The 18,577-nt window shown below is 37.2% G+C and carries 22 protein-coding genes and 1 rRNA gene; 1 reads left to right on the forward strand and 22 read right to left on the reverse strand.

The window, feature by feature from the left end; genetic code table 11:
* Nucleotides 1–40: 40 nt before the first annotated feature.
* From glmU to metG, 11 genes are all read right to left on the reverse strand, one after another.
* The gene (gene glmU / locus DDE80_RS08675; RefSeq protein ID WP_108307267.1) at nucleotides 41–1,411 is read right to left on the reverse strand and encodes a bifunctional UDP-N-acetylglucosamine diphosphorylase/glucosamine-1-phosphate N-acetyltransferase GlmU; all 1,371 of its coding nucleotides are present in this window, start codon (nucleotides 1,409–1,411) and stop codon (nucleotides 41–43) included.
* Between the two features lie 211 nt (nucleotides 1,412–1,622).
* Entirely contained in the window at nucleotides 1,623–1,916 is a 294-nt protein-coding gene (gene spoVG / locus DDE80_RS08680; protein WP_108307268.1) for a septation regulator SpoVG, read from the reverse strand.
* A gap of 199 nt (nucleotides 1,917–2,115) precedes the next feature.
* A complete protein-coding gene (locus tag DDE80_RS08685; protein WP_108307269.1) occupies nucleotides 2,116–2,490 on the reverse strand; it encodes a RidA family protein in 375 nt (124 codons plus the stop codon).
* A 1-nt stretch (nucleotide 2,491) separates the two neighbouring features.
* Entirely contained in the window at nucleotides 2,492–3,322 is an 831-nt protein-coding gene (gene purR, locus DDE80_RS08690; RefSeq protein WP_108307270.1) for a pur operon repressor, read from the reverse strand.
* A 56-nt stretch (nucleotides 3,323–3,378) separates the two neighbouring features.
* Nucleotides 3,379–4,245, reverse strand: a complete 867-nt coding sequence (gene ispE / locus DDE80_RS08695; protein ID WP_108307271.1) for a 4-(cytidine 5'-diphospho)-2-C-methyl-D-erythritol kinase — start codon at nucleotides 4,243–4,245, stop codon at nucleotides 3,379–3,381.
* A gap of 167 nt (nucleotides 4,246–4,412) precedes the next feature.
* Complete coding sequence (gene veg, locus DDE80_RS08700; RefSeq protein WP_108307272.1) at nucleotides 4,413–4,673, reverse strand: biofilm formation stimulator Veg; 261 nt, start codon at nucleotides 4,671–4,673, stop codon at nucleotides 4,413–4,415.
* Nucleotides 4,674–4,849: 176 nt separating this feature from the next.
* Nucleotides 4,850–5,728, reverse strand: coding sequence for a 16S rRNA (adenine(1518)-N(6)/adenine(1519)-N(6))-dimethyltransferase RsmA (rsmA, locus tag DDE80_RS08705; RefSeq protein ID WP_108307273.1), 879 nt, complete (start codon nucleotides 5,726–5,728; stop codon nucleotides 4,850–4,852).
* On the reverse strand, nucleotides 5,721–6,284 hold the full coding sequence (gene rnmV, locus DDE80_RS08710) for a ribonuclease M5 (RefSeq protein WP_108307274.1): 564 nt from the start codon (nucleotides 6,282–6,284) through the stop codon (nucleotides 5,721–5,723). Before rnmV ends, rsmA begins: the two co-directional genes overlap by 8 nt.
* Before the next feature lie 92 nt (nucleotides 6,285–6,376).
* Nucleotides 6,377–7,588 (reverse strand): resuscitation-promoting factor, encoded by a 1,212-nt coding sequence (locus tag DDE80_RS08715; RefSeq protein ID WP_108307275.1) that lies wholly within the window; start codon nucleotides 7,586–7,588, stop codon nucleotides 6,377–6,379.
* Nucleotides 7,589–7,723: 135 nt separating this feature from the next.
* The gene (locus DDE80_RS08720; RefSeq protein ID WP_108307276.1) at nucleotides 7,724–8,491 is read right to left on the reverse strand and encodes a TatD family hydrolase; all 768 of its coding nucleotides are present in this window, start codon (nucleotides 8,489–8,491) and stop codon (nucleotides 7,724–7,726) included.
* A gap of 225 nt (nucleotides 8,492–8,716) precedes the next feature.
* Nucleotides 8,717–10,672, reverse strand: coding sequence for a methionine--tRNA ligase (metG, locus tag DDE80_RS08725; RefSeq protein ID WP_108307277.1), 1,956 nt, complete (start codon nucleotides 10,670–10,672; stop codon nucleotides 8,717–8,719).
* Nucleotides 10,673–10,990: 318 nt separating this feature from the next.
* On the opposite strand from metG, the gene abrB reads away from it, so the two are divergent.
* On the forward strand, nucleotides 10,991–11,269 hold the full coding sequence (abrB, locus tag DDE80_RS08730; protein WP_036145296.1) for a transition state genes transcriptional regulator AbrB: 279 nt from the start codon (nucleotides 10,991–10,993) through the stop codon (nucleotides 11,267–11,269).
* A gap of 96 nt (nucleotides 11,270–11,365) precedes the next feature.
* On the opposite strand, the gene rsmI is transcribed toward abrB, so the two are convergent.
* The 11 genes from rsmI to rrf all read right to left on the reverse strand — a co-directional run.
* On the reverse strand, nucleotides 11,366–12,235 hold the full coding sequence (gene rsmI / locus DDE80_RS08735) for a 16S rRNA (cytidine(1402)-2'-O)-methyltransferase (RefSeq protein ID WP_108307278.1): 870 nt from the start codon (nucleotides 12,233–12,235) through the stop codon (nucleotides 11,366–11,368).
* Nucleotide 12,236: 1 nt separating this feature from the next.
* Entirely contained in the window at nucleotides 12,237–12,491 is a 255-nt protein-coding gene (locus DDE80_RS08740) for a GIY-YIG nuclease family protein (RefSeq protein ID WP_108307279.1), read from the reverse strand.
* The gene (locus tag DDE80_RS08745; protein WP_108307280.1) at nucleotides 12,481–13,224 is read right to left on the reverse strand and encodes a tRNA1(Val) (adenine(37)-N6)-methyltransferase; all 744 of its coding nucleotides are present in this window, start codon (nucleotides 13,222–13,224) and stop codon (nucleotides 12,481–12,483) included. Before DDE80_RS08745 ends, DDE80_RS08740 begins: the two co-directional genes overlap by 11 nt.
* 54 nt (nucleotides 13,225–13,278) lie before the next feature.
* On the reverse strand, nucleotides 13,279–13,623 hold the full coding sequence (gene yabA / locus DDE80_RS08750) for a DNA replication initiation control protein YabA (protein WP_108307281.1): 345 nt from the start codon (nucleotides 13,621–13,623) through the stop codon (nucleotides 13,279–13,281).
* Between the two features lie 13 nt (nucleotides 13,624–13,636).
* The gene (locus DDE80_RS08755) at nucleotides 13,637–14,458 is read right to left on the reverse strand and encodes a PSP1 domain-containing protein (RefSeq protein ID WP_108307282.1); all 822 of its coding nucleotides are present in this window, start codon (nucleotides 14,456–14,458) and stop codon (nucleotides 13,637–13,639) included.
* Nucleotides 14,451–15,458 (reverse strand): DNA polymerase III subunit delta', encoded by a 1,008-nt coding sequence (gene holB / locus DDE80_RS08760; RefSeq protein WP_427901802.1) that lies wholly within the window; start codon nucleotides 15,456–15,458, stop codon nucleotides 14,451–14,453. The genes DDE80_RS08755 and holB overlap by 8 nt, the downstream gene beginning before the upstream one ends.
* Before the next feature lie 53 nt (nucleotides 15,459–15,511).
* Nucleotides 15,512–15,949 carry a YaaR family protein gene (locus DDE80_RS08765; protein WP_108307284.1) on the reverse strand — a complete coding sequence of 146 codons (438 nt, stop codon included), beginning with the start codon at nucleotides 15,947–15,949 and terminating at the stop codon, nucleotides 15,512–15,514.
* Between the two features lie 15 nt (nucleotides 15,950–15,964).
* Entirely contained in the window at nucleotides 15,965–16,294 is a 330-nt protein-coding gene (locus DDE80_RS08770) for a cyclic-di-AMP receptor (RefSeq protein WP_108307285.1), read from the reverse strand.
* 61 nt (nucleotides 16,295–16,355) lie between these two features.
* Nucleotides 16,356–16,979 (reverse strand): dTMP kinase, encoded by a 624-nt coding sequence (gene tmk / locus DDE80_RS08775; protein ID WP_108307286.1) that lies wholly within the window; start codon nucleotides 16,977–16,979, stop codon nucleotides 16,356–16,358.
* 2 nt (nucleotides 16,980–16,981) lie between these two features.
* Nucleotides 16,982–18,400 (reverse strand): aminotransferase class I/II-fold pyridoxal phosphate-dependent enzyme, encoded by a 1,419-nt coding sequence (locus tag DDE80_RS08780; RefSeq protein WP_108307287.1) that lies wholly within the window; start codon nucleotides 18,398–18,400, stop codon nucleotides 16,982–16,984.
* Nucleotides 18,401–18,467: 67 nt separating this feature from the next.
* Nucleotides 18,468–18,577 (reverse strand): 5S ribosomal RNA (gene rrf, locus DDE80_RS08785); the annotation flags it as partial.

An 18,577-nucleotide genomic window follows, 5' to 3' on the forward strand; every position in this document is an offset into this window, starting at 1 on the left:
GGCTTCTTGGTAAACCAAGCAAACTCCCTTGTTCCAAAGGTTATTTTAAGTTTAACTTACTTACATAGTTTAGCTTATTTTCTTGACGAGCACGTGCGATTGCAAGTGCATCATCCGGTACCTCATTTGTAATGGTTGAGCCGGCTGCTATAAACGCACCTTCACCAATTTCAACTGGTGCTACTAGGTTAGAGTTACAACCAATAAATGAATTTTTCCCTACGACTGTTTTATGCTTATTTTTACCGTCGTAGTTTACAGTAATTGTACCACATCCAATATTAGCATTTTCGCCAATTTCTGCGTCACCAATATAGCTTAAATGAGATACTTTTACATCATCTTCTAACTTACTTTTCTTAACTTCTACAAAGTTACCGATTTTCACGTGACTGCCAATTGTAGAATCTGGACGAATATGCGCAAAAGGTCCGATTGCTGTGTGCTCTGCTACAGCGCTGTCTAACACTACTGAGGAATGTACTTTTGTACCGTCACCAATTGTGCTATTAACAATTTGTGAATTTGGTCCAATAATGCAATCTTCTCCGATGGCAGACTGCCCTTCAATCATCGTACCAGGTTGTAAAATTGTGTCACTACCAATCGTAGCATCTGCGCTTATATACGTAGAAGCTGGATCAATAATTGTTACACCGTTACGCATATGACGCTCATTAATACGTGCACGCATTAACAGTTCTGCTTGTGACAGAGCAAAGCGGTCATTGACGCCGAGTGTTTCTGTAAAATCAGGCGTAACATACGCCGTAACAATCTCATTTTGTTTTTGCAAGATTTCAATAACGTCCGGTAAATAGTATTCACCTTGAGCGTTGTTGTTATCCACTTTACTTAGCGCTTCAAACAGCGCAGCGTTATCAAAGCAATACGTACCTGTATTTATTTCCGTTACAAGTTTTTGCTCTTCTGTAGCGTCTTTTTGCTCAACGATTTGCGAAACTTGCCCACTCGCATCACGTAAAACGCGACCATAGCCAGTAGGATCTTCTGCAACCGCTGTCAAAATTGTTGCTTTAGCCTTGTTATCTTGATGATATATGAGTAACGCTGCCATTGTTTCTGGACGAATCAATGGTGTGTCTCCACATACTACAATTGTTGTACCTTGTAAATCACCTAAAATTGATTTTGCTTGCTCTACGGCATGTGCTGTTCCAAGTTGCTCTTCTTGTAAAGCGTACTCGCTGTTATCACCTAAATGCTCACGAACCATTTCAGCTCCGTGGCCAACGATTGTTACAATACGATTAACTCCTACAGATTGCACATGATTAACAACGTGTTCGACCATAGGTTTACCACATACAGGGTGAAGCACTTTATAAAGCTTCGACTTCATACGGGTACCTTGGCCAGCAGCTAAAATAACTGCGTAAGTATTGCTCATCAGTGAGCCCTCCATTAACCTCAATTTCTCTTATGACTATATAGGAAATGGTAGCCATTTTCAAGATGTGTAAGCTTGACAAAATATCAACATTACTACAATTACTTATATCGTCTAGAGATCGTTATTTATTTACTTTTTTTATTTTCCACACAAAAAAGAAGCTGTGCTATTGTAATTTTAGCACAACTCCCAAGGTTCAAAACAAATTTTACATATTTACTTCAACTAATTCTGTCTGTTCTGCACTGTCGTCCTCTACCTCATATGCCGCTAAAATCGCATCTTGAATTTTATTGCGCATATCTGAATTAATCGGATGTGCAATATCTCTAAACTCTCCATCAGGCGTACGTTTACTTGGCATTGCGACGAATAATCCTGCATTTCCCTCAATAACACGAATATCGTGTACCACAAATGCTTCGTTCAACGTAATGGAAGCGATCGCACGCATGCGGCCGTCGGTTTGAACTTTTCGTAATCTTACATCTGTTACTTCCATCTGACTCACCACCTCTCAACTATGCTGTCTATTCAACTATTATATTCGATATAGCAAAATATTTCCTTAATTATTTTTAAAATTTTCAAAATATTTATTTTAACTTATAATTATGCCACTTTTCCGCCAAATTTACGAATAAAAACGCTAGTATATGCATATACTAGCGTTATCTACTCATATTAACTATGTTAACTTATTATTTTACAAGCGCAATAACTTCAATTTCAACTTTAGCATCTTTAGGTAAACGAGCTACTTCTACTGCAGAACGCGCTGGTGTATGTTCACCAAATTGTGCAGCATATACAGCATTCATCGCTGCGAAATCTTCCATATCACTTAAAAATACCATTGTTTTTACAACTTGATCCAAAGATGATCCAGCTGCAGCTAATACAGCTTTTAAATTTTCAAACACTTGTGTCGTTTGTTCCTCGATACCACCATCAACCATTTCGCCTGCTGCTGTTAACGGGATTTGTCCAGAGCTGTAAAACATATTATTCACAATCATACCTTGTGCATACGGTCCGATAGCCGCTGGCGCATTTTTTGTCGCTACTTTTTTCATGTTATTCCGACTCCTTTTTTGAAAAATAATTGCCTTCGCGCACTTGAATTGTGCGATCACGCTCATTTACCTCTTGTAACTTAATTAAAGAATAATAATCATCAACTAGCGTCTCATCTGCATGTTCTGCTTCTACAAGCACTGCAATACCTGCTAATTCACAATCAAATTCTTCAAGCAAGCTCTTCATACCATTCATCGTGCCGCCGACTTTCATAAAGTCGTCTGTAATAAGTACACGTTGGCCACTTTTCATACTACGTTTTGAGAGTACCATCGTTTGAATACGACGCGATGAGCCCGAGACATAATTAATGCTAACCGTAGAACCTTCTGTCACTTTGCTGTCGCGACGCACAACTACTACTGGCACATTTAAATGTCTAGCAATAGCATGAGCAATGGAAATTCCCTTTGTCGCTACCGTCATAATAACATCAATATTTTGATCTGCGAATGCAGAAGCAAATACTTTTCCTACACGGTTCATATAATTCGGGTTACCTAATAAATCTGTCATAAATAAATAGCCACCTGGCAATAAACGATCTGAGTGCGTTAACTCAGCTAATAGCTCATTAATAACTTCACGTACCGCCTGCTCAGACATTTTTGGAATGTATTTCACTCCGCCTGCCGCTCCCGGTACTGTTACAAGCAGCCCTATCCCTTTTTCTTCAAATGTTTCTTTAACAATTGTCAAATCTTCACTAATTGAGGACTTGGCAGACTGGTATAGTTCTGAAAAATAAGTTAGCGGAATAAGGTGATGTGGATGCTCTAATAAATAATGCGTCATGTCAACTAAACGTTCACTGCGCTTCCATTTCATACGACCCTCTCCTAAACACGAATATTTAATACATAAATTAACATAATTGTACGCTTTTAAGCAAGCTTATGTCGCTCTCCTAGCATGCGCACAGCATAAACATCTTCACAGAAGCCTCTTAAAGCGTTTACAATGCGACTTACACGAATCTCACTGTCAACAAGTCCAAAAACAGTAGGACCACTACCACTCATTAAAACAGCATCCGCACCTGAGCGCTCCATTAAAGATTTAATCTTCACGACCTCAGGATGTAATTTTAAAGTAACGTCTTCTAAAACATTACCTAGCTCGCGACACATTGCTTTATAATCACATTGTTCAATGGCTTGCAACATCTCTTGTGTGTTAGGATGTTTCACTTGCGTTAAATTTAAGCCACCATAAATATCTGCTGTAGAGACACCTACTTTTGGCTTCGCTAACACTACCCAACACGTTGGTGGCGCGCTAATCTCTCGAATTTGTTCACCGCGCCCTGTAGCATGAGCCGTTCCACCATACACACAAAATGGCACGTCCGAACCAATTTCCGCACCGATGTCTGCAAGCTCGTCAAGCGTTAAGTTAAGTTGCCACAATACATTTAAACCACGTAGCGTGGCAGCAGCATCTGTAGAACCGCCAGCTAAACCTGCCGCTATAGGAATTTCTTTTTCGATTTTAATCGTTACCCCAGCACTTATTTTAAAACGCTGTTGTAGCAATCTAGCTGCTTGATAAGCAAAGTTGCGTTGATCTGTCGGTACAAATTGATCGGTTGAAGATAAAACAATTTTGCCATCTTGACGCAAAGACAATCCGATACGATCTGCTAAATCGATTGTTGTCATTACCATCTCAACTTCATGATAATTATCTTCCCTCTTATATAATACATCTAGTGTTAAATTAATTTTAGCGGGTGCTTTTACATAAAGCATCACGAAACCTCCTCGCTGCAAAAAACATTCAATCATTACTTTTTCGCGCTAATAGTATGCTTTTTATTTTACCATAGCAAGCAGGTTATTTTATATAAAGAAAAAGAAGATGACACCTCTGTTAAGAGAATGACATCTTCTGCAAAAAGTATTTAATAGACGTGTTATTATTTTACGCCTACTACTTGTGTATCTTCTAAAAATGTAACTTCAACGGATTCCGTTAAAATATCTGTGTAGCTGTATGAAACACGTTTAAACTCATCTTCTTTGCGATCTAACTCAACAACGAAAATAGCTTTATATGTTTCACGTAGTATACCTGCGAACTCAACGGTTTTTTTACGACCGCCGTTTGCTTTTACATGCAAACGTTTCCCTAAATGTGCATCTAACGACTGTTTAATGTCTGCTAATGATTTTGGCATGCTCGTTTACACCTCACTACAAATAAGTTTACCATAATAAGCAGTGAAAGTCAATAAAATATTATATTTTAACAGTGTTAGTCCTACAATGCAACTTTTTTTTTTACGCACTTCACATAATTTTTTCAGATTCTTGACAATGCCTTGAATTTAGCCAACCGTCTCTTGTTGAATTTTCAAACAAAATAAGGATGTAAATAATCTGCCAATTGACCAAATTCCTGAATACTAAGTGTTTCACCGCGACGTTTAGGATCAATGCCCGCTGCTTCTAGCGCTGTTAAAATTTGATCTTTTTTAGCTTTCCCATTCGGTAAACCTGACTGTAAATTATTAAGTATTGTTTTTCTACGTTGGGCGAACGACATGCGTGCAACAGCAAAAAAGAAGGATTCATCGATTACTTTTACAGGCGGCACATCATGCTTAATTAACCGAATAACTGCTGATTCCACATTTGGTTGAGGCATAAATACCGTCTTAGGTACTATCATAGCGACTTCTGCTGTCACATAATATTGAATAGCAATCGAGAGAGAACCGTATGCTTTTGTTCCAGGTTGGGCAGTAATACGGTCTGCTACTTCTTTTTGCATCATGACTACATAGCCTCTAATCGGTAAATCAGCATGCAATAATTTTAATAAAATAGGGGTCGTAACATAGTAAGGTAGATTTGCCACAACCATAATATCTTCGATGCCTGGCATCTCGCGCTTTATTACTGTAGCTACATCTGCTTCTAATACATCACCGTGTTCAATGGTCACATTATCATAAGCGCTTAATGTATCCGCTAGAACAGGTAGTAAACGTTGGTCAATTTCGAACGCTACTACTTTTTTAGCGGCGCGTGCTAAATGCTCTGTCAGTGCGCCAATACCAGGGCCTACTTCTATCGCACCACTTTCTGATGTTAATTGTGCCTGTGCAACGATATTACGCAAAATATTCGGGTCAATAATAAAATTTTGCCCTAAGCTCTTTTTAAATGAGAAGCCATATTTTTTTAAAATTTCTTGGGTGCGTACCGGGGTAGCAATATCTTTATTCATTATTTTCCTCCTGATTGAGTTGTGCTAACGCTTTACCAAACTGCTCAGCACTAATTTCAAACATAATTAAACGCTTGTACAACTGCTTACCGTTCGTATCTCCTATTGCTAAAATTTCACCTAGGCGTTGTCTACGGTGTTTCGCAGAAGGATGAGCGATAAGGTGCGCAACTAATAAGTCCTCACGTGTAACTTCTTCAACTACCGGACGCTCATTAGGTGTGTAAACTTGTTGTAAGGCTTGGCGAATTGCTTCATCGCTTGCATGTTCAATCCCTACACCCTTTCCGTTTTTCGCAATTGCTTGTTTTTTAGGTAAAAAAGCGTGTTTCGCTTGAGGAACTGTTTGCTCAATAAGTGCACGAATTCTGCGTCCAGGGTAATCCGGGTCTGTAAATATAATAACGCCACGCTTCTCTTGTGCATGCTTTATTTTACGCAGTGTAGCAGGTGATAATGCGGAGCCGTTCGTTTCGATTGTATCCGCTTCTACCGCGCGTTGAACTGCCACAGTGTCATCCTTCCCCTCAACAATGATAAACTCCTTTATTTTCACGTCGATTTCCTCTTCTCTTCAAACCTATCTCTTTATTTTACAACAAAAGAGAGGCGGTTTGTTAGTGACTAACAAACTGCCTCTCATATTTATTAATTCAAGACTTTAATACGTACTTGACGTCGTCCCCAATTAACTGCTTCTTGCTTAGATGATACTAAAAGGTCAATAATATTACCTTTAATCGCACCGCCTGTATCGCCTGCGATAGCATAGCCATAGCCTTCTACCCATACGCGTGATCCAAGTGGGATAACATTTGGATCCACAGCAATTAGTTTAATACCTGGATTCGAACGAATATCGATACCCGTTGCGGTAATACCAGAACAGCCTTCACAATAAGCTGTATATGCTGTAGCTTCTACGTAAAACTCACGGCCACCTGATGGCGCTGCACTGTCGTTACCACGAGAAACAACTACTGGCTTTTCTTTAGTTCCTACTGCCACTACTTTTTTCGTAGGCTCTTTTGTTACGTTTTCTTTTTGTAAGTTTTTCGCAACAATTTTACCATTCTCTGTTACAACTTCGTACGTGCGCTCTACTTTACCTTTAACGCCTTCTGTTACAACTTTCTCTTCACCTTTTAATAAAGAGTTGTCATTTTTTTGTTCTACTGCAAAATCTACTTCTTCTTCTACAGTATCTACTTTCTTCTCAACACGTGTAATTGCCACTTTAGTGCCAGGTGCTACAAGCGCTGTCTCTTTTGTATTTAGACGGTCAAACTCGTTTAACTTAATGTTATTTTGTTTTAGCATTTCTGCTACAGTTTGTTTAACTGACCAAATTTTTTGTTCTTTATTGGCACCATCTACTACAACGACGTTAAATGCTTTATCGACAGCAATCGTTTGACCTTCAGTTAATTGTTTATCTAGGTCGACTGATAGTTTGTCGTGTTCTGTAACTGCTACATTTGCTTCAGCTAAAATGTCAGCTACTTTTTCTTCGGTTGTCCAAATTTCTTTCGGTTCGCCATCTACTTCGATAACGAATTTTTTAGCCTGTTCCCATTTGATTTCTAAACCGTTGGAAATCTCGGTGTCCAGTGAGGGTGAAACTTTATCGTAATCTGCAACTTCAATGTTAGCATCTGCTAATACATCTGCTACAGTTTTTGCGTGTGTCGAAATCTCAAGCTGCTCTCCGTCCGCATCTACTGCTACGGATTTCTTTGTTCCTTCGTAAAGTACGAAAGAAATTACTGAAGCAAATACTACAAGTGCAATAATTCTTGTAAACATCTGCTTGTTCCTCATTGACCCAAAGAACAAGTTTTTCATGGGTTGATTTGTCATGAAAAAAACGCCTCCTCAATACTCGCTGAATTATACGGACTACTTTTTTAGCTGTCAACTACAAAGTTTCACTTTTTTGCTCGTTTTTTCGCAAAATATTCCGAGAAGCTAGTATTGATAAAGGTTTTGAGGCTACTAATTTATTTTAAAAATCTTTTTTGCATTCGCTGTCGTCTCACGAGCTACCTCGTCAACTGAGATACCTTTTAAACGGGCTATCTCCTCAGCCACAAGGGGGACTAAAGCAGGTTCATTTCGCTTGCCACGGTGAGGGTGAGGTGCCAAATATGGCGCATCTGTTTCGATTAACAAATGGGCTAAATCAATCTCTGTCGCTACTTCTTTTGGTGTCTTCGCATTTTTAAACGTTACAGGGCCACCTAAACTAATCATGAAATTCATGGCAATACATTGTCGTGCTGTTTCTACACTTCCACCAAAACAATGCATAATGCCACCTACTTCAGCTGCATCTTCCTCTTGTAAAATACGCACAACATCGCCTGTCGCATCTCTATTATGAATAATAATAGGCAATGTTAGCTTTTTCGCTAGTTGAATTTGTTTACGGAACCATTTAGCTTGAACGTCTTTTGGAGACTTATCCCAATAATAATCTAAGCCTGTTTCGCCAATACCTACTACTTTCTCATGCTTAGCTAAAGACTCAATCCACGCTAAATCTTCATCTGTACAATCGATAGCATCAACGGGATGCCAACCAATTACCGCATATAAGAAATCATAGCGTTCAATCAAATCCATAGCTCTTTCAATCGTGACACGGTCAAACCCTACAACTACCATACGCTCTACTTTTTCTTTAAGCGCTCTTTCAATCACTGCCTCGAGATCCTCTTCGTATTGATCTGCATTTAAATGCACATGTGTATCTATAAACATACTTTTCTTCTCCTTTACATTTTATTGCATTTTATTATTTCATTTATGTCATAAGTATTACAATAATATTACAGTGGGTATAAAGATTATATTTATCATTATTTATAAAATGAGAATAGGACTACTAAAAACCCTTTTTAATCCTTTTATAGTATTTCAATATAATTTCCTGGAAAATAAATAGAGCTTGTAAATTCCATACACATTTACAAGCTCCATTTGAGTTTATTTCACTTTAGCACCATTTGCTAACGATTGATCTACAGTTGCTAATTTTAACACACCATTTTCGCTACCTGCTAAAATCATACCTTCCGATAGTTCCCCGCGCAGCTTAACTGGCTTTAAATTAGCTACTACAATTACTTTCATACCTACTAATTGCTCTGGCTCGTAGTATTCAGCAATACCTGAGACAACTTGTCTTTGTTCATAGCCTAAATCAACTTGAAGTTTCAGTAACTTTTTCGCTTTCGCTACAGGCTCACATGCTGTTACCGTAGCTACACGCAAATCCACTTTCATGAAATCATCAATCGTAATTTCATCTGATTTTTCTTCTACTATTTCTTCTTCTTGATTAGTTTTGATTGAGCCGCGCATTTGCTCACGAATATATTCAATCTCTTCTTCTACTTCTAAACGTGGGAAAATAGGAGTTCCTTTTTCCGCCACTTTACATCCACCAACAATAGTATTAGAGAATGTTTCAATCGAATCCCATGAAAGCGCTTTTTCATCTAAACCAAGTTGTTCAATAATACGTTTTGGTGTAGAAGTCATAACAGGCTGTAACATAACTGCAATATGGCGTAAGCTTTCCGCTAAATTAGCCATAACCGCTGCTAATTTTAAACGATGAGCCTCATCTTTTGCTAAAACCCATGGTTGTGTTTCATCGATATACTTATTTGTACGTGATACTAACTTCCATAACTCACTTAATACAATGCTAAATTGCATATTTTCCATACCGTCTACATATTTCTCTTTCGTTTCTTCCGCAAAAGCTTGTAAGGTTTCATCAAATTCCGTAGCCTCTACTTCCCCTGCTGGAATAACACCTGCAAAATATTTATTAATCATAGACACTGTACGATTTAATAAGTTTCCTAAATCATTTGCTAAATCGTAATTTGTACGATCAACGAATGCTTCCGGCGAGAATACACCATCTGAACCGAACGGTAATTCACGTAATAAAAAATAACGTGTGGCGTCTAAGCCGTAGCGTTCAGTTAACATATCTGGATAAATGACATTCCCTTTAGATTTAGACATTTTACCATCTTTCATCATAATAAAGCCGTGAGCAAATACCTTTTTAGGTAACGGTAAATCTAACGCCATCAAGAAGATTGGCCAATAAATTGTATGGAAGCGTACAATATCCTTACCTACTACATGGACATCTGCTGGCCAGTATTTTTTAAATTTAGCATCTTCATCCGTCGTATAGCCTAATGACGTAATATAGTTAGTTAACGCATCTACCCATACATAAATAACATGCTTTGGATCCCCTGGTACTTTAATTCCCCAGTCAAAAGACATACGAGAAACAGATAAATCTTCTAAACCTGGTTTAATAAAGTTATTAATCATTTCATTTTTACGTGATACAGGCTCAATAAATGTTGGGTTTTCTTCATAATAAGCAAGCAAACGATCTGCATACTTTTTCATATTAAAGAAGTAAGACTCTTCTTTTACTTTACGTACATCGCGATTACAGTCTGGACACTTGCCATCTACTAACTGACTATCTGTAAAGTATGACTCACAAGGTACACAGTACCATCCTTCATACTCACCCTTATAAATATCACCATTATCTAAAAAGCGTTTAAAGATTTTCTCTACTGCTGCTACGTGGCGTTTGTCTGTTGTACGATAAAACTCATCATAAGTAATATCCATCAGCTTCCATAAGTCTTTAGCATTTTGCGCAATTTCATCTACATACGCTTGTGGTTCTTTGCCTTCTTCTTGTGCCTTTTCTTGAATTTTTTGACCATGCTCGTCTAAACCTGTTTGGAATAATACATCATAGCCACGCAGTCTTTTATATCTAGCCATAGCATCTGCTGCTATCGTTGTATAAGCCGTACCAATATGGAACTTTCCACTTGGATAATAAATCGGTGTTGTAATATAAAATGTGTTGTTTGTTTCGCTCAAATTTTTTTCCTCCATTATAAGTTACGCAGTCTCTTCTTATTTTATAGTAGTATGAAATGCCTTTCAATCATATTCCATTAGTTAATGTAATGGTAGTAAAAGGTTTACTTACATTTTTATAGAATGTCCATGTCCTTTTTATTGTATTAAGAGAATTATAAACAAATAATTCTTGCAATTTTACTAAATAATTATTTGTTTTTCCTTTATTTCAGTATCTATTTAATTGACGTTTATGGCATTAGTTGGTATGATAGCATCTAGACAAAGGATTTTGTCGAATTTTGACGAATAAAAATAACATAGGAGGAATTTGTCATGAAATCTACAGGTATTGTTCGTAAAGTCGATGAGTTAGGACGTGTGGTTATTCCTATCGAGCTTCGACGCACATTAGGTATCGCTGAAAAAGACGCTTTAGAAATTTATGTTGACGACGACAAAATCATTCTAAAGAAATATATGCCAAACATGACGTGTGCTGTGACTGGCGAAGTTTCTGACGATAATTTCCGTTTAGTTGGTGGCAAATTAATTTTAAGCCCAGAAGGTGCCGAACAATTAGTTAAAGAAATTCAATCTAACTTAAACAAATAATCAATTTGTGGCCTTTATTATTGAAGCACAAATATTTTGTATATATGGCTTTAGAATGAGGTAATAAAAAAGCGATGCATTTGTGCATCGCTTTTTTTAATTCACATGATAGGCCTGATAAACATCGCGCTTCGATAAGCCTCGTAATTTCGCCACTTCTTTAATTGCTTCTTTAGAAGGAATTTGTGTTTCTTCTATTAGACTATCAACATGTTGCGTAATCGTTAATGCCGCCCAAGGTGCTGGCGCTTCTACCTCTTCAATTTGAGTTCCTTCTATTATAATGCAAAACTCTCCACGCAACTCTGTCTGTTCAGTCCAAGCAACTGCTTCAGTCAAAGTGCCTCGTAAAAACTCCTCAAACTTCTTCGTAAGTTCTCTTGCCAATACTATTTGGCGATTACCAAACACTGTTTCACAATGTTTTAACATATCTTTTAACCGATGCGGTGCCTCGTAAAAGATCATCGTTTCCTTACGTTTTTTTAACTGGTCTAATTCAATAGCACGTTCTTTTTTATGGCGCGATAAAAAACCGTAAAAATAAAAAGGCTGTGGGGCAATACCTGAAGCAATTAAAGCTGTCAATGCTGCATTAGCACCTGGTAATGGTACGACTGCATAACCTGCTGCCAAAGCTTTTGTCACAATATCGACGCCAGGATCAGATATACAAGGCATACCTGCATCGCTGACTAACGCTATTGTTTTGCCGTCTTCTAATAGCTGTAAAATTTTATGTCCGCCTGCTTCTGTATTGTGCTCATGATAACTCATTAATGGCGTTGTAATCTCAAAATAGTTGCATAACCTCTTTGTATTACGTGTGTCTTCTGCTGCGATGACATCTGCCTCTTTTAAAATACGTAGCGCACGAAAAGTCATATCTTCTAAATTACCGATAGGTGTTGGTACTAAGTATAAACAGCTTGTCTGTTCATAAAGTGAACTTTGTTGGGATTTCATTTTACTCACCTCTCATATATTGTAACTTGTTTTTACGCGTTAATTGTTTAAATGCGTACTCCTTTTTCATAGCATCTTGCTTTGTGGCATAGACTTCAAAATACATAAGCGCAACAGGACGTCTTGCTCTTGTATATTTAGCGCCTTGCCCATTGTTATGCTGACGTACACGTCGACATAAATCAGTTGTATATCCTGCGTATAAGCTATTATCTTTACATCGTACTACATAAAAATAATGATACTTACTCACCATATAAAATTTCACTTACTTCTTTAGTATATTCCCCTTCTTTTGTATAAACATAAAGCGGAGGTAATATTTTTAAATCTGGCTTACCATATTTTATTCCTTCTATTAATAAAATATTTGCCTCTTTACCTTCTTTAGGATAGATAAACTGTACACGTTTTGGCTCAATATTATATTTACGCATAGCCGCTATAATATCGACAAAGCGCCCTGGTCGATGAACAAAGGCGGCTTTTCCTCCTTGCTTCAATAAACGGCTAGCAGCATATACCGCTTCTTCTAATGTTAAATGTATTTCATGACGTGCGATTGTATAATGTTCATTAGTATTTTTCTCACTTTGTTCGTGCGCTAAAAAGTACGGTGGATTACATGTTACGACGTCACATTGTTCAATGCCTATTTTTGGCGTTACTTGTTTAACATCATCATGAAGCATCGTAATTTGATGTTGCAAATTATTGTAAGTAATACTCCGTTCAGCCATATCAAAAAGCCGCTCTTGTAACTCTACGCCTATAATTTTAGCGTTAGTGCGTGCACTTAAAAATAATGGTATCACACCATTGCCAGAGCACAAATCTACAATTGTTCCTTTATGATGCGGCACATTTACAAATTTAGCGAGTAACACCGCATCTAAAGAGAATGAAAATACGCTAGGACTTTGAATAATGCGTAGCGACTCTGCTAACAAGTAATCTAGACGTTCGTCATCCTTTAATAAATTTTGCATAAAAACCTCCAATAAAAAGCTGATTACACTTATTATAAGTGCAATCAGCTTGTTTTACCCATTTTGTTTATTTAAAAATGCTAAACAAAATAAACAGTCTTCATCTTTGCGTGTACTACCAAAATGCACATGACAAACATGGTAGCCTTCATAATATAAACGTGCTAAATTATCATAACCTTCTCCGACATCAGGCGCAGCACTGTTTTTTTCGACAGTAGGTTGTTGCGCGATTACTTCTTCTAATCTCGTACGTAAATGCAGATTTTCAGTTTGTAATGCCTGTTGTTCTTCCATCATTAACGCGATAAATTGTTTAAATGCACCAAATTGCTGCTGCATCGCTTCTATTTGCTTTTCAAATTCAATGACAGTATCAAGAATATTACGGTCCTTCACTCCAGCCACCTCATCAATTTTTTACCTCAGTTTTTTCATACTGCAATAACTCATCTAATGTATACTCTACTGTGCGCTCAAGGTTTTGTAAATATACTTGGATTAAGCGTTCTAATACATTAATATTTACCACTTTCCCTTTACCTTCTGGTGTGACAATAAAGTTACCGATATCTGGCATGCCTTTTTTAGCTGCCTCATACTCATCATTTTCATACTTTAAGCAACACATTAAACGCCCACAAAGACCAGAGATTTTAGTTGGGTTTAAAGATAAGTTTTGATCTTTAGCCATTTTTATTGAGACAGGCTCAAAATCGCCTAAATAAGTAGAACAACAAAGCATTCGACCACATGGGCCAATACCACCTAATAATTTCGCTTCATCACGCACACCAATTTGTCGCAACTCAATACGTGTTCTAAAAATAGAAGCTAAGTCTTTCACTAGCTCTCTAAAGTCTACCCGACCTTCTGCTGTAAAATAAAAAATAATTTTATTACGGTCAAATGTATATTCTACATCAACGAGTTTCATTTCTAATTTATGCTCTTTGATTTTTTCTGTGGCTGCATCAAATGCACGCAATGACTCTTTTTTATTTTCTTCTACTTGTAAAGAGTCCTTATTGCTAGCTGGGCGCACGACTTGTTTTAAGGGTAAAACAATAGCATCCTCTTGCACTTCTCTTACAGGCACAACTACTTTACCGTATTCAATTCCTCGAGCTGTCTCAACAATAATATATTGTCCTTCTGTTAGCTCATATTTTGCTGGGTCAAAATAATAAATTTTACCCGCTTTCTTAAATCTTACCCCTACTACTTTATACAAATGCATACCCCTCCTGCAGATTAAGCATGAGTTGCTCCATTAATAACGAGCGATTCATATTACGGTGCAATTGCTCTCTTGCTTTTAAAATAGCCTGCATTTGCTTTGATAACCGCTCATATGTCGAACGCAAAGCAATATTTTTAAATTCTTCTTCTTTATCTGGAAACGCCACAACCGTACCTTCAATATCTGCCTTCAACGCAACAATATCACGGTAAGCAAATAGCAGTAAGTCCAGTGCGCGTTCAAAGTCTTGTTTTTCTTTATAGACGGGAATCCAAGCCTCTTGAATATAGAGTAAGGATTCTTGTACATTTTGTTGAATTGTACCTATTAAGTGTAACACTGTTTTTCTCATCTGTACAAATTGCTCATCATTGCTTAATGCTAGCGCCTCTTCTAAATCATTTGTAAGTAAACTTACAGTAGCAGCCATTGATTTGGTTACTTGCTCTGATGTTAGTTGCGCTATGATGACTTCTCTCGGTAACGCCGCAAATTTAAAATGCTGACAGCGTGATAAAATCGTCGGTAATATCGCTTGATAATGCTCCGTTAATAATATTGCAGTTACTTTACCGACAGGTTCTTCTAAAAATTTTAATAACATATTCGCCGCTGCAATATTCATTTTATCTGCATTATGAATGACGTAAAACTTACGCCCTTCTTCGCGTCCTACCATTTTCATTTCTTTCATTAAATTACGAACTTGCTCTATTTTAATGGAAGCACCATCTGGATAAATATGATGAACGTTAGTATGATTGCCCGACATAACTAATTTACATTGCCGACATTGTAAACATGGCTCATTATGTTCAACTTGTTCACAAAGAAGAAGCTGAATGAAAAATTGAGCTACTTGTGATTTGCCTGTTCCCTTATCTCCTTCAAAGAGATAAGCATGAACGATACGTTCGCGCTCATATAAGCTTTGCACTTGTTTTACTACGGTCGGCTGAACCATTTTTAATGTATCTATCGTTAACATAATGCCACCTTGTCATTTTATTTTTTAAAAAAACCTATGCCATAATAGCACAGGTTTCACATATAAAGATTAATTAGCAACCCTTTAATCTCTCCAATTTTATCAAGAAGATCAATTGAATCTTTTTCTTCATCTAGAATATCTTGTGCTAGCTCTATTAATCGCTCATCAATCGTATTAATAATTTTCAAACGACGTCCTTCACCAAAACGATTCCATGTATGAGACTGTTTTAACTCCATCCCATACTCTACCGTCTCTTGTAAGAAGCGTTTTACTAACATCTTAAAACGCGTAAGCTCTCGCAAATTACGTGAGCGTGCTACTCGATCGCCCGCAGTAGAAATATCACCTAATAAACGCGTGATTTGCTCTGTCGGCATCTTAGCACCTTGTTTTACAAGTACATCGCTAAATCGATTTTGAGGATTTTGATTAATTAATGGTTTCGGACGATTGTCCATCCCCATCCGAACATCTTGATTAATTTTCAAGCAACTTTCACCCCTTTAAAAATGATGAAATTGTTCGATTGGCATAACAAATACAATAGCACCGCCAACTTCAACTTCTACAGGATAAGGGATATATGAATCTGCGTTGCCCCCCATTGGAGAAATAGGTGCTACCATTTGTTCGCGAGCTCTACAATTTTCACGGATAATATCTAATAAATGTGGTACACGATCATCAGCTACACCGATTAAAAATGTTGTATTACCTGAACGTAAAAATCCACCTGTACTTGCTAATTTTGTTGCTCTAAATTCATTTTTTGTTAAACCGTTCGATAAACGATTGCTATCCTGATCTTGTACGACTGCAATAACTAACTTCATAATGCTTCAGTCCCTTCGTTAGATGAGGTGTTACCATTATATCACAATGTCTTGTTTAACTTCATTCACTTTTATTCATTCTTGCCTCTAAAGCTTGCCAAACTCGTTGCTCTACTTCGTCTACCGTAGCATCAGCGTTAATGACAATAATACGTGAAGTATACATTTGTGCAACTTTATGATACCCTTCTCGCACTTTTGTATGAAATGCTAAAGTTTCTTGATCTAACCGATTGATTTCTCTTTGTTCATTCGCTGCTATACGTGCCAATCCTTTAGCTGGTTCAATATCAAATAGTATAGTAATATCTGGCATCGCATCGCCAATAGCAAATTTATTAATCGCTGCCACTTGTTCAATGCCGAGATTGCGCGCATACCCTTGATAAGCTAGAGATGAATCAATAAAACGATCACAAATTACAATTTTTTCATTAGCTAGCGCTGGGATAATACGTTCGAAATAATGTTGACTGCGTGCAGCCGCATAAAGCAATGCTTCAGTATGCTCATTCATAGCGGTATGCATAGGATTTAGTATAACTTCTCTAATTTTTTCAGCTATTTCTATTCCACCAGGTTCTCTTGTCACAAGAACCTCACCATAAGCTTGTAACCGCTGCGCAATTTTATGCAGTATTGTTGTTTTACCTGCACCTTCTGGACCTTCAAATGTAATAAACATAGTTAACCTTCTCTCATCACACATAATATATTTTCATCAATTCGCTTGCCACTTTGAAAGTAAGCACCTTGTTGACATAGCTGTTTAAGACTAGCAATAACTTCTTCTGTAATTAGTTCACCTGCTAATAGTAAAGGGATGCCTGGAGGATAAGGTGTTACTGTTTCAGCTGCTATCCGCCCTATAGCTTCATTAAATGACACATAACTAGACGGTGCAGCTAAGGCTTCAGTTACACTATACTTAGGTTCACTACTTGCAGGTTTTACTATAACAGGAGCATCATGTTGATAATAAGATTTCCCTGTTATTTCGGCTGCTTGTTGAATTGCCTCAGCAATACGAGTAAAAGGATAATTAACACCTTCTTTTAATAAAGGAAGTACTAATAAAACTTGGTAATTATCTGCAAGCTCACTATATATATGGTAGCGTACCATCGCTGTTTGTAGTGCAAAACCTGACATTCTTTGATGACGAATCATAATTTTAAGTGGATCATCTGTAGTAATTACAGTAAGCCTATTATTTTTTTCTAATGATCGAATAAAGGCGTCTCTTTGTTCCATAAAATAAGTAAAGTCATGTTTATGATAAGTAGCTTTGTAATAACGTGCATCATCTAAGGATGCCATAATTAAGTAAGAAGGGCTACTGGATTGTAGCATCGTTAGAAATAATTTAATTTTTTCAATATTGATACGCTTACTATTCACATGTAAAAATGCTCCCATCGTCATGGCTGGCAATGTTTTATGAGCGGATTGGACAACAACATCAGCCCCATAAGTTAATGCTGATGGAGGAATGCCTTCTATTGTACCAAAATGTGCTCCGTGGGCTTCATCTATTAAAACAATAATATTTTTAGTATGGCAATAAGCAATTAATTCTTGTAAATGTTTCACTTCCACACCGTAATAGTTTGGCGAGGTAAGTACGACTACTTTTATATTGTTATATTTCTCTACCGTCTGCTTAAGTAATTTTGGGCATACTCCTACTGTCGTTTTTGTATGACTATCCCATTCAGAAGTAAGATATATCGGCTTTGCACCACGTAAGGTAATAGCATTAAAAATAGATTTATGGCAATTCCGTTGAATGATGACATAATCATTAGGTTCACATGTCGCATATATCATCGCTAAATTCCCAACAGTTGAGCCATTTACTAAAAAATAACTTTTGTACGTATTGTGTAAAGATGTTAATAAATCTTCAGCTAATTTGATACTATCAGTAGGAGCATGTAAGTCGTCTAAGCCTTCTAATTCTGTATAATCAAAAGACAAAGCTGCTTTGATTTCATTAGGCAAATGAGATAAATGACCATTTTTATGTCCCGGTACATGTAATGAGTATGGTTGTTTACCATGAAATTGAATGAGTTTACTAACTAACGGTCTACTATTTTGCATAATAATTGCCCTTTCTTTTCATAATAAAAAAACGAGTAGCTCCTAAGAGTTACTCGTTTTTTCTATTGCCTAGCGATGTTCTACTCTCGCAGGGGCTAACCCCAACTACCATCGACGCTAAAGAGCTTAACTTCCGTGTTCGGTATGGGAACGGGTGTGACCTCTTTGCCATTATCA

Source organism: Metalysinibacillus jejuensis (assembly GCF_003057615.1).
GTDB classification, from domain to species: domain Bacteria; phylum Bacillota; class Bacilli; order Bacillales_A; family Planococcaceae; genus Metalysinibacillus; species Metalysinibacillus jejuensis.